This window comes from Bradyrhizobium zhengyangense, assembly GCF_022012555.1.
GTDB classification, from domain to species: domain Bacteria; phylum Pseudomonadota; class Alphaproteobacteria; order Rhizobiales; family Xanthobacteraceae; genus Bradyrhizobium; species Bradyrhizobium zhengyangense.
In genome coordinates this window covers 805,191-818,650 of record NZ_JAKLTZ010000002.1, presented here as the reverse complement: position 1 = coordinate 818,650, position 13,460 = coordinate 805,191, and the positions used below count along the sequence as shown (strand labels likewise).

16 protein-coding genes are annotated in these 13,460 nt (G+C 63.3%); 10 read left to right on the top strand and 6 right to left on the bottom strand.

Annotated elements, in window-relative coordinates; all coding sequences use genetic code 11:
* Window positions 1–40: 40 nt before the first annotated feature.
* Window positions 41–526 (bottom strand): protein-export chaperone SecB, encoded by a 486-nt coding sequence (gene secB / locus L6639_RS09080; protein WP_237860921.1) that lies wholly within the window; start codon window positions 524–526, stop codon window positions 41–43.
* Window positions 527–936: 410 nt separating this feature from the next.
* Here secB and L6639_RS09075 point away from each other — a divergent pair, with 410 nt between their 5' ends.
* From L6639_RS09075 to L6639_RS09065, 3 genes are read left to right on the top strand one after another with little or no spacing between them, the layout of a single operon-like run.
* The gene (locus L6639_RS09075) at window positions 937–1,641 is read left to right on the top strand and encodes a Tim44/TimA family putative adaptor protein (RefSeq protein ID WP_237860920.1); all 705 of its coding nucleotides are present in this window, start codon (window positions 937–939) and stop codon (window positions 1,639–1,641) included.
* Window positions 1,619–3,154: a murein transglycosylase A gene (gene mltA / locus L6639_RS09070; protein WP_237860918.1), complete on the top strand. Its 1,536-nt coding sequence runs from the start codon at window positions 1,619–1,621 to the stop codon at window positions 3,152–3,154. Before L6639_RS09075 ends, mltA begins: the two co-directional genes overlap by 23 nt.
* Entirely contained in the window at window positions 3,151–3,741 is a 591-nt protein-coding gene (locus L6639_RS09065; protein ID WP_237860916.1) for a Smr/MutS family protein, read from the top strand. The genes mltA and L6639_RS09065 overlap by 4 nt, the downstream gene beginning before the upstream one ends.
* Here L6639_RS09065 and L6639_RS09060 read toward each other — a convergent pair.
* From L6639_RS09060 to hslV, 4 genes are all read right to left on the bottom strand, one after another.
* Window positions 3,738–4,862 (bottom strand): hypothetical protein, encoded by a 1,125-nt coding sequence (locus L6639_RS09060; RefSeq protein WP_237860914.1) that lies wholly within the window; start codon window positions 4,860–4,862, stop codon window positions 3,738–3,740. The genes L6639_RS09065 and L6639_RS09060 overlap by 4 nt on opposite strands.
* Window positions 4,863–5,062: 200 nt before the next feature.
* Entirely contained in the window at window positions 5,063–6,367 is a 1,305-nt protein-coding gene (hslU, locus tag L6639_RS09055) for an ATP-dependent protease ATPase subunit HslU (RefSeq protein WP_237860912.1), read from the bottom strand.
* A 52-nt stretch (window positions 6,368–6,419) separates the two neighbouring features.
* Window positions 6,420–7,040, bottom strand: a complete 621-nt coding sequence (locus tag L6639_RS09050) for a DUF2585 domain-containing protein (protein WP_237860910.1) — start codon at window positions 7,038–7,040, stop codon at window positions 6,420–6,422.
* 3 nt (window positions 7,041–7,043) lie between these two features.
* Window positions 7,044–7,604 (bottom strand): ATP-dependent protease subunit HslV, encoded by a 561-nt coding sequence (gene hslV, locus L6639_RS09045; protein WP_237860908.1) that lies wholly within the window; start codon window positions 7,602–7,604, stop codon window positions 7,044–7,046.
* Between the two features lie 186 nt (window positions 7,605–7,790).
* Between hslV and hisB the strand changes: the two genes are divergently transcribed.
* The 7 genes from hisB (at window position 7,791) to coaA (ending at window position 12,753) form a co-directional block, all read left to right on the top strand.
* Entirely contained in the window at window positions 7,791–8,384 is a 594-nt protein-coding gene (gene hisB, locus L6639_RS09040) for an imidazoleglycerol-phosphate dehydratase HisB (protein WP_237860906.1), read from the top strand.
* A gap of 68 nt (window positions 8,385–8,452) precedes the next feature.
* The gene (locus L6639_RS09035; RefSeq protein ID WP_237860904.1) at window positions 8,453–8,983 is read left to right on the top strand and encodes a DUF2628 domain-containing protein; all 531 of its coding nucleotides are present in this window, start codon (window positions 8,453–8,455) and stop codon (window positions 8,981–8,983) included.
* A complete protein-coding gene (gene hisH, locus L6639_RS09030; RefSeq protein WP_237860902.1) occupies window positions 8,980–9,630 on the top strand; it encodes an imidazole glycerol phosphate synthase subunit HisH in 651 nt (216 codons plus the stop codon). The genes L6639_RS09035 and hisH overlap by 4 nt, the downstream gene beginning before the upstream one ends.
* Before the next feature lie 172 nt (window positions 9,631–9,802).
* Window positions 9,803–10,540, top strand: a complete 738-nt coding sequence (gene hisA, locus L6639_RS09025; protein WP_237860900.1) for a 1-(5-phosphoribosyl)-5-[(5-phosphoribosylamino)methylideneamino]imidazole-4-carboxamide isomerase — start codon at window positions 9,803–9,805, stop codon at window positions 10,538–10,540.
* A 3-nt stretch (window positions 10,541–10,543) separates the two neighbouring features.
* A complete protein-coding gene (hisF, locus tag L6639_RS09020; RefSeq protein WP_237860898.1) occupies window positions 10,544–11,317 on the top strand; it encodes an imidazole glycerol phosphate synthase subunit HisF in 774 nt (257 codons plus the stop codon).
* 78 nt (window positions 11,318–11,395) lie between these two features.
* Window positions 11,396–11,716, top strand: coding sequence for a phosphoribosyl-ATP diphosphatase (locus L6639_RS09015; RefSeq protein WP_237860896.1), 321 nt, complete (start codon window positions 11,396–11,398; stop codon window positions 11,714–11,716).
* Window positions 11,717–11,796: 80 nt separating this feature from the next.
* Window positions 11,797–12,753 (top strand): type I pantothenate kinase, encoded by a 957-nt coding sequence (gene coaA, locus L6639_RS09010; RefSeq protein WP_237860894.1) that lies wholly within the window; start codon window positions 11,797–11,799, stop codon window positions 12,751–12,753.
* Here coaA and L6639_RS09005 read toward each other — a convergent pair.
* A complete protein-coding gene (locus L6639_RS09005; RefSeq protein WP_237860892.1) occupies window positions 12,740–13,399 on the bottom strand; it encodes a histidine phosphatase family protein in 660 nt (219 codons plus the stop codon). The two genes, coaA and L6639_RS09005, sit on opposite strands and share 14 nt — an antisense overlap.
* Between the last annotated feature and the right edge of the window lie 61 nt (window positions 13,400–13,460).

Genomic DNA, 13,460 nt, shown 5'->3' with positions numbered 1-13,460 from the left:
GAAAACCGCTTCACACTTTTCCGGATCATGCTCTAGCAGATCAGGCCTGACCGGCCTGGCCCTGGGCGGCCATCTGCCGCTCCATGTTCTGGCGATAGAGACCGACGAAGTCGACCGGGTCCAGCATCAGCGGCGGGAACCCGCCGTCGCGCACGGCGGTTGCGATGATCTCGCGGGCGAACGGGAACAGCAGCCGCGGGCATTCGATCATGACCAGCGGGTGCAAATTCTCCTTCGGCACATTGGCGATGCGGAACACGCCGGCATAGGCCAGCTCGAACGAGAACATCACCTTGCCGGAGGTCTCGGCCTTGCCTTCGACCGACAGCGTCACCTCGAACTCGGTCTCGCTGAGGTTGTTGGCGCTGACATTGATCTGGATGTTGATCTGGGGCGGCTGGCTCTGCTGCTGGAGCGAGCTCGGCGCGTTCGGATTTTCGAACGACAGGTCCTTGGTATATTGCGCCAGCACATTGAGCTGGGGAGCCTGGGCCGCCTCGGGAGGGGTGCCGTTACCGTTGGTCATCAAAGTCTCTCCTTACCCGATTGGGGCTGAATTTCGCGGCGGTTGGCTAACATAGGGCCGCCTCATTCCACAAGGACGAACGGCCCCGGAGCGCCGATCATGGCTCCGCTCACAACTGTGACGTTTGACCCGGTCCGGACACCAAATCGCACGTTAAACGCTTGAAGATGCGCGATTTCCGCCCACGATCGGGTTTCCCCTTAAGCATAAAACGCGCTACACTTGCCACTGTGCCAAAAGGCGCCATTGGCCGGGCCAGATTTCGTGCCTACATCCCGCGGACGAGACGCGCGGGCCAAAAATGGTGATGTCATCTTGCCGTTCCGGTATGGAACGGTCTACTGGCCGGATTGATTTTCCCGGCAGCGATCCCAAAGAAGAGCCGGGTAAAGACCAGAAAGCGATACGACGTGGACATCTACACCATCATCTTCCTTGCGCTGGCGGTCTTTATTTTCCTGCGGCTGCGTAGCGTGCTGGGGCAGCGGACGGGCAACGAGCGCCCGCCGTTCGATCGCACCGCCCGCAATGCGCTGGGTGGTGCCCCGGACAAGAACGTCGTGACCATGCCGGGCAAGGTGATCGATCAAGCTCCGCTGGCGCCGACCGCCGAGCCGACTCCGCCGTCTGACCGCTGGAAGGGTCTGACCGAGCCGGGCACCGCACTGGCCCAGGGTCTCGACGCCATCGTCGAGCGGGATTCCACCTTCGACCCGCGCCATTTCCTCTCCGGCGCACGCGGCGCTTATGAGATGATCGTGCTCGCCTTTGCCAACGGCGATCGCCGCTCGCTGCGCGACCTTCTCTCGTCGGAGGTCTATGAAAGCTTCGACACCGCGATCAAGGACCGCGAGAAGAACGATCAGAAGACCGAGACGCGCTTCGTCTCGATCGACAAGGCCGAACTCGTCGGCGCCGAATTGCGCGACCGTACGGCGCAGCTCACCGTGCGTTTCGTCTCGCAAATGATCTCGGTCACCCGCGACAAGGCCGGCAATATCGTCGACGGCAACGCTGACAAGGTCGCCGACATCACTGACATCTGGACTTTCGCCCGCGACACCACCTCTCGCGATCCGAACTGGAAGTTGGTTGGCACCGGAAGCGCGAATTAAGATCTTTCTGAAGAACAGCGCGACGGCGATTTGCGCAGGTCTCGTCGTGCTGGCTTCGTTTTCGCTTGGCGCCGAGGCTGCCCGGCGTCACTACCGCAGCCATCATCATCACGCCCCCGAAGTCGCCGCGGTCCCGCCGCGTGCGCTGCCCTATCCCCAGCTCCCGCTTCCGTTCGAAATTCCAGGCGCGCAATATCTGCCGCTGGCGTGGGTCGACGTGAAGGGCTGGAGCGACGACGATCATCTTGCCGCCTACAAGACGTTTCGTGCCAGCTGCCGCTCGATCAATGCGCAGACCGGCGCTTCTGAACCCAAGGCTCTTGAACAAAAGGCCTTGGGCAGCTCGCTGAGCGAACCTTGCCGCGCCGCCAAGTCGCGCGAGCCGACCGACGATGCCAGTGCAAAGACTTTCTTCGAAGAAAACTTTTCGCCGCTGCGCATCTCACGCCTCGGCGAGCCCGATGGCTTCGTCACCGGCTATTACGAGCCGGTGTTGGACGGATCGCGCACGCAGACCGAAATCTACAACGTGCCGGTCTATCGCCGCCCCTCGAACCTGTTCGTGCGCGGCTTCAATCAGGCCTCCGTCAGCCTGCCCAACAAGGGGCCGGTTTACCGCAAGATCGGCCGCCGCAAGCTCGTGCCCTACTATGATCGCGGCGAGATCGAGGACGGCAAGATCGCCGGCCGCGGGCTGGAGATCGCCTGGCTGAAGGATCCGACGGATCTCTTGTTCGCCCAGATCCAGGGTTCGGCGCGGATCAAGTTCGACGACGGCGCGACCATCAGGCTCAATTACGATTCCTATAACGGCTATCCCTACACGGCGGTCGGGCGCATCCTGATCGAGCGCGGCATCATTCCAAAGGAGGAGATGTCGATGCAGAAGATCAGGGAGTGGATGGCGCAAAACCCTGACGGCGCCAAGGAACTGCGGCGGCAGAACCGCTCCTACATCTTCTTCCACGAGGTCAATCTGTCCGACAAGGACGAGGCTGTCGGTGCGCAAGGCATCCCGCTGACCGCCGGCCGCTCGATCGCGGTCGACAAATCGCTGCATGTCTACGGCACGCCGTTCTTCATCGAAGGCGAGCTGCCGATCGAGTCCGATCGCGCCAAGACGCCGTTCCATCGTTTGATGATTGCGCAGGATACCGGCTCCGCCATCATCGGGCCGGCCCGCGCGGATCTTTATTTTGGTGCGGGGGCTGATGCCGGCCGTGTCTCGGGCCGGCTGCGCCACCCCATGCATTTCGTGATGCTGGTGCCGAAGAGCCTCGATCCCGCCATGCGCGCGGCCAGGCTGCCGGTGCCGGATCCGCGGCCGTCGGAGAAGATCGCAAGGCTGTTTCCGCAGCCGCCGGCAGCGAAGCCGGTCGCATCAGCCGCAACGTCAGGCAAGGACGAGACTGTTGCCGTTGCGAACCCGGTGCCGCTTCCGGCGCCGCGTCCTGTGATAGAACCGGTCCGCGAACCGCGCAGGCACATGAAAAACCGTTCCCACCAGCAATGAAGCGATCGTCCCGTCCGCCCGTGCTGGATCCGCGTCCTTCGCCGCGCCGTCGTGGCTTAAGCGAAGAAGATCGCGAGCTGTGGGATCTCGTTGCAAAGCAGGTCAAGCCGCTGCGGAAGCACCGTGCGACCAAGCCGCACGCCGCGCCGCGTGCCGAGCTCTCGCCGGCAGCGCCCGTCGCCAGGCAAGCGTCGTCGCCGCGACCCCTGGCTGCGGCCCCGGCCCCGCGGCCGCCGAAACCATCGATGCCGCCGCTCGCCCCGCTCGGCAAGCGCGAACGCACAAAACTGTCGCGCGGTCGCAGCGAGATCGAGGCGCGGCTTGATCTGCATGGCATGACCCAGATGCGCGCCCACCGCGCGCTGAGCGGCTTCCTGCATCGCGCCCATCACGATGGCCTGACTTTCGTGCTCGTCATCACCGGCAAGGGCCGCAGCGGCGGCGAGAGCGGCGTGCTTCGCCGCCAGGTGCCGGAATGGCTGAGCCTGCCGGAATTCCGCGCCTTTGTGGTCGGATTTGAGGAAGCCGGCATCGGCCATGGCGGCGAGGGCGCGCTGTATGTGCGGATCAGGCGGGCGAGATATTAGAAGGGCCGGACGATCCCGACGCGCGGGATCAGCGTGATGATCAGGCCGAAGATGTTTGTCTTCTTGTCCTCCGCCGGAATCAGCGGCGTCTCGTGCTTCGCCGGCAGCATCTTCACGGCGTGCAGGATCAGGAACATGCAGACCGCCCAGCTCGACATCCAGCGCGAATAGTCGAACACCATCGCGAACATCACGAGATAGGCGAGGCTGACGCCGATCAGGGCCGCGATCACGAGCTGGCGGTGGAGGTCGCTCGCGAGTGCGCGGATCAGGTCGGCGAAATAGCGCCACACCGGCGTGTGCAGCCAGAGCAGCAGTGCGAACACGGGAAGGCCGAGGCTGTTGTGCGGCAGCCAGGCCCAGGTGTCGGAGATTTCCTTCGAGAGCGGCTGATACCAGATGTAGGCGAATTGTAGCAGGTCCTCGCGTGACGGATCGGCCATCCGGGTTTTGAGATAGGCGAAGAAATCAGCCTGCGGGATCGGCATGGTCCCGAGGAATTGCGCGGCGAAGAACAGCGCGCTGACGCAGAGCAATGCCACGAGGCCAAAGGCGACATTGGTTCTGGTGATGCCGTGCGTCAGATAATGCCTGATGACGACGATGGTGATGATCGTCGGCACATACATCAAGAGATGAATGTGGTGGATCAGCACGAGAAGGATCGAGAACAGCGCGGCCGTCGCCACGAACAGCAATGAGCCCGCCGGCATCAGCAGCAGGATCAGCGCGAAGAGGCAGCCATAGATGTCGAAATGGCCGAGCGTGTGCATGAAATTCTTCAGGAAATACGGCGAGCCCGCGATGAAGACGAACAGCGGCAGCGTCTTCGCGCTGAAGCCGAAGGTTTTCTGAAACAGCCGCACGAACAGTGCCAGCGTCACCAGCCACGCCGTTCCTGATATCGCGAACACCAGCCACACCGGCACCTTGTCGGTGAACAGCGCAACGATCGCCCCGATCAGGGCGCGCTTGATGAAGCCGAAATGGTAGTCGACGAGGAGGTGGATGTAGGGGACGTAAGGCGGCAGCTTCACCTTGTGAATGAAGACGCCGACGATGACAGCCGCGTTGATCGCGAGCAGGATGCGCCAGGGGTTTTTCTTGATGTCAGCGAGCATGTGGCACTCGATGCGCACAAAGCTCCGCCGTCGTCCCGGCGAAGGCCGGGACCCATAACCACGAAAGGTCGTGTTGAGCCAACGCTAGGGCCGCTATCATTTCCAACAAGGACTGCCGGTGAGTATGGGTCCCGGCCCCCGTGCGCAATTGCGCACCAGGCCGGGACAACGCCGGAATGAATAGCGCGGGCTTGCCGGAATTACAAAATGAACCGGCTCAGATCGGCGTTCTTGGCGAGGTCGCCGACGTGTTTCTGCACGAAATCGGCATCGACCCGGACGGTCTCGCCGTTGCGGTCGGGGGCGGTGAAGGAGATCTCGTCCAGCACCCGCTCCATGACGGTCTGGAGCCTGCGCGCGCCGATATTCTCGACCGTCGAGTTGACGGCGACCGCGACGTCGGCAAGCGCGTCGATGGCGCTGTCGGTGATGTCGAGGGTCACGCCCTCGGTCTGCATCAAGGCGACATATTGCTTGATCAGCGAGGCCTCGGGTTCGGTCAGGATGCGGCGCATGTCGTCGCGGGTCAGCGCCTGCAATTCGACGCGGATTGGCAGGCGGCCCTGCAATTCCGGCAGCAGGTCGGACGGCTTTGCGACATGGAAGGCGCCCGAGGCTATGAACAGGATGTGGTCGGTCTTGACCGCGCCATGCTTGGTCGAGACCGTAGTGCCCTCGATCAGCGGCAACAGGTCGCGCTGCACGCCCTCGCGCGAGACGTCGCCGGCGGCGCGGCCTTCGCGGGCGCAGATCTTGTCGATCTCGTCGAGGAAGACGATGCCATTGTTCTCGACCGCGCTGATCGCCTCCAACGTCAGCTGATCGGTGTCCAGCAGCTTGTCCGATTCCTCGTTGACGAGGATCTCGTGCGAGCCCTCGACAGTCAGCCGCCGCGTCTTGCTGCGGCCGCCCAGCTTGCCGAAGATGTCGCCGATCGAGATGGCGCCCATCTGTGCGCCCGGCATGCCCGGAATCTCGAACATCGGCATGCCGGAGCCTGAGGACTGGGTCTCGATCTCGATTTCCTTGTCGTTCAGTTCGCCGGCGCGCAGCTTCTTGCGGAAGGATTCGCGCGTTGCCGAGCTCGCATTGGCGCCGACCAGCGCATCGAGCACGCGCTCCTCGGCAGCGAGTTGGGCCCGCGCCTGCACGTCCTTGCGCTTGCGTTCGCGCACCTGGGCGATCGCGACCTCGACGAGGTCGCGCACGATCTGCTCGACGTCGCGGCCGACATAGCCGACCTCGGTGAATTTCGTGGCTTCCACCTTCAGGAACGGCGCGTTGGCTAGTTTTGCCAATCGCCGCGCGATTTCCGTTTTGCCGACGCCGGTGGGTCCGATCATCAGGATGTTCTTGGGCAGCACCTCTTCGCGCAGCGAGCCCGTGAGCTGCTGCCGGCGCCAGCGGTTGCGCAGCGCGATCGAGACGGCGCGCTTGGCGTCACCCTGGCCGACGATGAAACGGTCGAGTTCGGATACGATTTCGCGGGGAGAGAAGTCTGTCATGGCACCTTAGCTAGGATTGGAAACCGGCGGGGACAAGCCGCTTTTTAGGTCATCAGATGATCGGCGGACCGGATTGCCACTGCTTCACGGCCTCGATCGGATGGATCAGCATCAGGATATTCAGCGTCAGATTGTCGCGAATGTGCAGCGCCAGCATGATCTCGAAGGCGAGACCGAGCGCGACGGTTGCGCTTACAGGCAGCACGCGCGCGGTGAGGAACCCCAGCACCATGAACAGCGTGTCCGAGACCGAATTGACGATGCTGTCGCCGTAATAATCCAGCGAGATCGTGCCGGCGCGGTAGCGCTCGATGATGAAAGGCGAGTTCTCGACGATCTCCCAGGCGCCCTCGATCAGCATCGCGATGATCAGCCGTGCCGGCCAGGAGAGAGACAGGAACGGCAGGCGCGCGAACAACAGCCACGTCAATCCGTAGAACAGGAAGCCGTGCAGCACGTGCGAGAAACTGTACCAGTCGGCGATGTGCTGGGAGTTCTCCGAGCTGTTCACCACGCCGTGCCACAGCTTGACGTAGCCGCAGGTGCAGATCGGCACCCGCCCCATCGCGAACAGGATCGAGGCCTGCAACGCCAGCAGCAGCAGCGCGATGCCGAGGAAGGCGAGCGGTGGTATTGCGGTTCGGGGCGGGCTGGCGCTGTGAGCCGAACTCATCCCTTAGCCGGCCGTCAGCGCTTCAATGGTGATGTTGCGGTTGGTGTAGACGCAGATGTCGGCGGCGATGTCGAGGGAGCGGCGGACGATGGTCTCGGCGTCCTTGTCGGTGTCAACAAGGGCGCGGGCCGCGGCCAGCGCGTAATTGCCGCCGGAGCCGATCGCCATCACGCCCGACTCGGGCTCGAGCACGTCGCCGGTGCCTGTCAGGACCAGGGAGACGTCCTTGTCGGCCACGATCATCATGGCCTCCAGCCGGCGGAGGTAACGGTCGGTGCGCCAGTCCTTGGCAAGCTCCACCGCGGCCCGGGTCAATTGCCCCGGATATTGCTCGAGCTTGCTCTCCAGCCGCTCAAACAGGGTAAAAGCATCCGCAGTGGCACCGGCAAAGCCACCAATCACGTCGCCCTTGCCGAGTTTCCGGACCTTTTTGGCATTGGACTTGATCACGGTCTGGCCGATCGAGACCTGGCCGTCACCGCCGATCACCACCTTGCCGCCCTTGCGGACCGTCAAAATCGTGGTGCCGTGCCAGACCGGCGAGCTGTTCTGGGAATCCTGCATCGTAACCCTCATTGTCCCGCCTGATTTAGGCGGTCGGAGCTAACGGCACAACGGGCCGTTCCGGGCCGAATTTCGCTCACCATAGGCAGAAGTAGAGGCCCGGCCAGCCGTTCCCGCAGTAGCGAAGGCGTCATTTGGCTGTTAAGAGACAGGCGTTTTCGGACCGAACCATAGCGAAAGCTCTCAATGCGCACCGCGACGATCAAGCGCAAGACCAAGGAAACCGACATCGAGGTCTCCGTGAACCTCGATGGCACCGGCGTGGCCAATATCGCGACCGGCATCGGCTTTTTCGACCATATGCTCGATCTCCTCGCCCGCCATTCCCGCATCGACCTCACGGTCAAGGCGGTGGGTGACCTGCACATTGATTATCACCATACCACCGAAGACACCGGCATCGCGCTTGGCCAGGCGGTCAAGCAGGCGCTCGGCAACATGGCGGGCATCACCCGCTATGCCGGCGTGCACATGCCCATGGACGAGACGCTGACGCGCGTGGTCATCGACATCTCGGGCCGCCCGTTCCTGGTGTTCAAGGCCGAATTTCCCCGCCACAAGATCGGTGAGTTTGACACCGAGCTGGTGCGCGAGTGGTTCCAGGCCTTCGCCATCAACGCCGGCGTGACTCTCCACGTCGAGACCCTATATGGCGATAACAGCCACCATATCGCCGAGTCCTGCTTCAAGGGCCTGGCGCGGGCGCTGCGCACCGCGGTTGCGATCGATCCCAAGGCGGCGGGCGAAATCCCCTCCACCAAGGGCTCGCTTGGCGGCTGACCTCTCCGTCTCGGTGGCCAAGCGCCGCCGGCGGCATCGACTTCATTCTCGAGAGCGGGGCATCGAAAATGCCTGTCTACACAGTTCATGCTCCCTTCCCCGGCGGCGCCGATCTGCGCGCGACCGACAAGTTCGTGTTCGTGCGCGACGGCTTCCATTTCTGGGCGATGATCCTTGGTCCGTTCTGGCTGGCCTGGAACAGGCTGTGGCTGGCGCTGATCGGCTGGATCGTCTTCCTCGCCGCGTTCGATGGGGGGCTGCACAGCCTCGGTGTCGGTCGCCGCTCGATCTTCCTCGCCAACTGCATCGTCGCGCTGCTGATGGGCATTGAGGCCTCCAGCCTGCGTCGCTGGACGCTGTCGCGCGGCAAGTGGCGGCAGCTCGACGTCGTCGTCGCCGATGACGAGGACACCGCGGAGCGCCGCTTCTTCGAGCGCTGGAGCAAGTCACAGCGCGGCATCGTCAACGATCAATGGGCCGTCGATCGCGGCGGCCCGCCGCCGACCCGCAACGTGCCGGGTCAGCCATTTTCGAACCCGCCGCCGATTCCGGCCGGCGGCATCATTGGATTGTTTCCAGAACCGGGAGGGTCAAGATGAGCGTCGCCATCATCGATTACGGTTCCGGGAATCTGCATTCCGCCGCCAAGGCCTTTGAGCGCGCCGCGCGCAGCCTGGAGAACGGTCAGAAGGTCTTCGTCACCAGCGATCCCGATCAGGCCTATGAAGCCGATCGCCTGGTGCTGCCGGGTGTCGGCGCCTTCGCCGATTGCCGGCGCGGGCTCGATGCGGTCAACGGCATGGTCGAGGCGATCACGGAAGCGGTGCGCGTCAAGGCGCGGCCGTTCTTCGGCATCTGCGTCGGCATGCAGCTGATGGCGAGCCGCGGCAAGGAGCATGTCATCACCGAGGGCCTGAACTGGATCGGCGGCGACGTCGAGAAGATCAAGCCGCGTGACGAGAGCCTGAAGATCCCCCACATGGGCTGGAATACGCTCGAGCTGCTGCAGGAGCACCCGGTGCTGAACAAGCTGCCGCTCGGCCCCAAGGGCGAGCACGCTTATTTCGTGCACTCCTACCACCTCAACGCGGCCAATGAAGCTGATGTCCTCGCGCGCGCCGATTACGGCGGGCCCGTCACCGCAATCGTCGGCAGGGACACCGCCATCGGCACGCAGTTTCACCCCGAGAAGAGCCAGCGTTTTGGGCTGGCCCTGATCTCGAACTTTTTGCGATGGAAACCGTGATGGGCGCTTCGCTCTCTCTTTTTACCTCCCCCCTTGTGGGGGAGGTCGAACGCGCAGCGTTCGGGAGGGGGGTAGCCCCAACGGCGGTGCCCGTGGCTTACCCCTCTCCCCAACCCTCCCCCACAAGGGGGGAGGGAGCGCACCGCGTGCGTGGAAAAATCCTGGCTCAATCATGATCCTCTTTCCTGCCATCGACCTCAAGAACGGCCAGTGCGTGCGCCTCGAGCAAGGCGACATGGCGCGCGCCACTGTCTTCAATCTCGATCCCGCCGCCCAGGCGCAGAGCTTCGTTGCGCAGGGTTTTGAATATCTCCACGTCGTCGATCTCGACGGCGCCTTTGCCGGCAAGCCTGTCAATGCGCAGGCCGTCGAAGCGATGCTGAAGACGATCAAGATCCCGGTGCAGCTCGGCGGCGGCATTCGTGATCTCAAAACCGTCGAAGCCTGGCTGGAAAAAGGCATTACCCGCGTCATCATCGGCACCGCTGCGGTGCGCGATCCGGAGCTGGTGAAGGCGGCCGCGAAGAAATTCCCCGGCCGCGTCGCCGTTGGGCTCGACGCCCGCGACGGCAAGGTCGCGGTCGAAGGCTGGGCCGAGACTTCGCAGGTGACGGTGCTGGAAATCGCGCAGCGGTTCGAGGATGCCGGCGTCGCCGCCATCATCTTCACCGACATCGCGCGCGACGGCCTGCTCAAAGGCCTGAACCTGGACGCGACCATCGCGTTGGCGGATGCGATCTCGATTCCCGTGATCGCCTCGGGCGGTCTCGCCTCGATCGAGGACGTCAAGGCGATGCTGACGCCGCGTGCGAAAAAGCTCGCCGGCGCGATCGCCGGCCGCGCGCTCTATGACGGCCGGCTCGATCCCGCCGCCGCCCTCGCCTTGATCCGCAACGCGCCCAGGAGCTGACACATGTTCAAGGTGCGCGTGATTCCCTGTCTCGACGTCAAGGACGGCCGCGTCGTCAAGGGCGTCAATTTCGTCGATCTGCGCGATGCCGGCGATCCCGTCGAGGCCGCGATTGCCTACGACGCCGCCGGCGCCGACGAGCTGACCTTCCTCGACATCACCGCGACCCATGAGAATCGCGGCATCATGCTGGATGTCGTCCGGCGCACGGCGGAAGCCTGCTTCATGCCTGTCACCGTCGGCGGCGGTGTGCGTGAGGTCAACGACATCAAGACGCTGCTGCGCGCCGGCGCGGACAAGGTCTCGATCAACAGTGCCGCGGTGTCGCGGCGCGAGTTCGTCAAGGAAGCCGCCGAAAAATTCGGCGAGCAGTGCGTTGTGGTCGCGATCGACGCCAAGCGGGTCAAGCGCCCGGGCGGCGACCGCTGGGAGATCTTTACCCATGGCGGCCGCAACTCGACCGGCATCGACGCCGTCGAATACGCCCAGGAAGTGGTTTCGCTCGGCGCTGGTGAGATCCTGCTCACCTCGATGGATCGCGACGGCACCAGGCAGGGTTTTGACATCCCGCTGACCCGGGCGATTGCCGACAGCGTTCCCGTTCCCGTGATCGCCTCGGGCGGCGTCGGCAATCTCGATCACCTCGTCGAGGGTATTCGCGACGGGCACGCCACGGCCGTGCTGGCCGCCTCCATCTTCCATTTCGGGGAATTCACCATCCGTGAAGCCAAGGAGCACATGACGCGGCGGGGCTTGCCCATGCGCATGGATGCCTGACGACTCCCGTTCGTAAAAATGCTACACAGGCCGGTGGGAAAAGGCCTGTCTGGCCGGATATGTTTCTGAGTAATTCCGATGCCGCGTTTCACGATCCATGACCTCGCCGAGACCATCGACGCCCGCGCGGCCTCCGGTGGAGAGGCCTCCTATACCCGCAAGCTTCTCGACAAGGGTGCCGAACATTGCGCCAAGAAGTTCGGTGAGGAAGCAGTCGAAACCGTAATCGCAGCAGTCGAAAACGATCGCGCGCATCTGATCGCCGAGAGTGCCGACCTGCTCTATCACTTCCTTGTGCTGCTCAAGGCGCGCGGCGTAAAGTTGGAAGAGGTGGAAGCCGCCCTCGACAAGCGTACGAACATGTCTGGGTTGGAAGAGAAAGCGTCGCGTAAGGGTTAGGAGCATGATCCGGAAAAGTGTGAAGCGGTTTTCCGAAAAGATCATGCTCAACTAAAGAGTCCCAACGGAAAGGTCGCGTCATGGATATCCGCGCACCCGAGCAGCTATATAATCCGTACCGCGTCTATACGCGCGAAGAATGGGCGCGGTTGCGCGACGATACGCCGATGACGCTGGAGCCGGGCGAGTTCGACCGGCTGCGTTCGCTGCACGACCGTCTCGATCTCAAGGAAGTCGAGGACATCTATCTGCCGCTGTCGCGCCTGCTCTCGATCTATGTCGATGCGATGCAGCGCCTGTATTACGCCGAGCGGCAGTTCCTCAATATCCGCGACCGCAAGGTGCCCTACATCATCGGCGTTGCCGGTTCCGTCGCGGTCGGGAAGTCGACCACAGCCCGCGTGCTGCAGGCGCTGCTGGCGCGCTGGTCGCCGCGTCCGAAAGTCGATCTGATCACCACCGACGGATTCCTCTACCCGAAGGCGCTGCTCGAGCAGCAAGGCATTTTGCAGAAGAAGGGTTTTCCGGAGAGCTACGACCTGCAGCTGCTGCTCAACTTTCTGTCCGACATCAAGTCGGGCCGCCGGCACGTGCGCTCGCCGGTTTATTCGCATCTGACCTACGATATCGTGCCGAATGAATGGGCCGAGATCGACCAGCCCGACATTTTGATCGTCGAGGGCGTCAATGTCTTGCAGACCGGCAAGCTGCCGCGTGACGGCAAGGCGGTGCCCGTCGTCTCCGACTTCTTCGACTTCTCGGTCTATATCGACGCCGACGAAGAGGCGCTGCGGCACTGGTACATCAAGCGCTTCCTGGCACTGCGCGACACCGCGTTCACCAATCCAAAGTCCTACTTCAACCGCTATGCGCTGTTGTCGGACGAGGAGGCGATCGCCACCGCCACCGCGATCTGGGAGCGGACCAACCTCGCCAATCTCGAGGACAACATCTTGCCGACGCGCCCGCGGGCGACGCTGATCCTGAAGAAGGCCGCGGATCACGCGGTGGAGAGCGTGGCGCTCAGAAGGCTGTAGCTTCGCCGCCCATCATTGGCCGGCCTTCGCCGTCCAATCCGCGGCTTTGATGCGGGCCACGAAAGTCGCGGGGCCGGAGCCGCTGGCCTTGTAGACAAAGGCTTCGCCTTCCTGAACGTCTCCGGCGTCCTTGCCGAAGGCATCGGCAAGGTTCGTCTTGTGCGTGACGAGGACGGTGTTCGTGCCTGGTGCCGGCGATTGATCGACGAGCTGGCGCACGGCCGCTCCAGCCTTTGTGTTCGCGGCACTGGGGGTTTGCCATTCCCGATGCGCTGGCGTTGCTGCTGTCCGTCAATGCGTCGACTGCCTGGCCTTCCTTGCCGGTGATCAGCTTGCCGGCTTCGATCGCGCGGTTCAGGCGGCTTGTGTAGACATTCCCGATCGGAATCGCGCGTTCCCGGATTGCCACCCCGATCTGACGCGCCATATCCCTGCCCTTTTCACTCAGCTGGCGCTGGGCACTCATGTCGTCGAACTTGAAGGGATAGACGTCCTTCTGGCTGTCGTCGGTCGCGGTGTGCCGAAACACCAGAACGTAGCCGCCCTGCTTTAGCGAGGCGATGAGCTCCGTCGTATCCGCTGCGACGGCAGCCTGGGCGCTAGCGGCGAGAAGGACAATGACGAAGAGGCGGCAAAGCACATTCATGCGCGATATCCTCTACGGAAACCGAGCCCCCGCAGGATGATGACGCACAGCAGGTTCGATT

Coding starts and splice junctions, on each gene's coding strand:
- hisH (WP_237860902.1), top strand. CDS start 8,980: ATGAGCGTCGCCATCATCGATTACGGTTCCGGGAATCTGCATTCCGCC.
- hisF (WP_237860898.1), top strand. CDS start 10,544: ATGTTCAAGGTGCGCGTGATTCCCTGTCTCGACGTCAAGGACGGCCGC.
- hslU (WP_237860912.1), bottom strand. CDS start 6,367: ATGACAGACTTCTCTCCCCGCGAAATCGTATCCGAACTCGACCGTTTC.
- hslV (WP_237860908.1), bottom strand. CDS start 7,604: ATGCAGGATTCCCAGAACAGCTCGCCGGTCTGGCACGGCACCACGATT.
- coaA (WP_237860894.1), top strand. CDS start 11,797: ATGGATATCCGCGCACCCGAGCAGCTATATAATCCGTACCGCGTCTAT.
- L6639_RS09050 (WP_237860910.1), bottom strand. CDS start 7,040: ATGAGTTCGGCTCACAGCGCCAGCCCGCCCCGAACCGCAATACCACCG.
- L6639_RS09065 (WP_237860916.1), top strand. CDS start 3,151: ATGAAGCGATCGTCCCGTCCGCCCGTGCTGGATCCGCGTCCTTCGCCG.
- L6639_RS09015 (WP_237860896.1), top strand. CDS start 11,396: ATGCCGCGTTTCACGATCCATGACCTCGCCGAGACCATCGACGCCCGC.
- L6639_RS09035 (WP_237860904.1), top strand. CDS start 8,453: ATGCCTGTCTACACAGTTCATGCTCCCTTCCCCGGCGGCGCCGATCTG.
- hisA (WP_237860900.1), top strand. CDS start 9,803: ATGATCCTCTTTCCTGCCATCGACCTCAAGAACGGCCAGTGCGTGCGC.
- L6639_RS09005 (WP_237860892.1), bottom strand. CDS start 13,399: ATGAATGTGCTTTGCCGCCTCTTCGTCATTGTCCTTCTCGCCGCTAGC.
- secB (WP_237860921.1), bottom strand. CDS start 526: ATGACCAACGGTAACGGCACCCCTCCCGAGGCGGCCCAGGCTCCCCAG.
- hisB (WP_237860906.1), top strand. CDS start 7,791: ATGCGCACCGCGACGATCAAGCGCAAGACCAAGGAAACCGACATCGAG.
- L6639_RS09060 (WP_237860914.1), bottom strand. CDS start 4,862: ATGCTCGCTGACATCAAGAAAAACCCCTGGCGCATCCTGCTCGCGATC.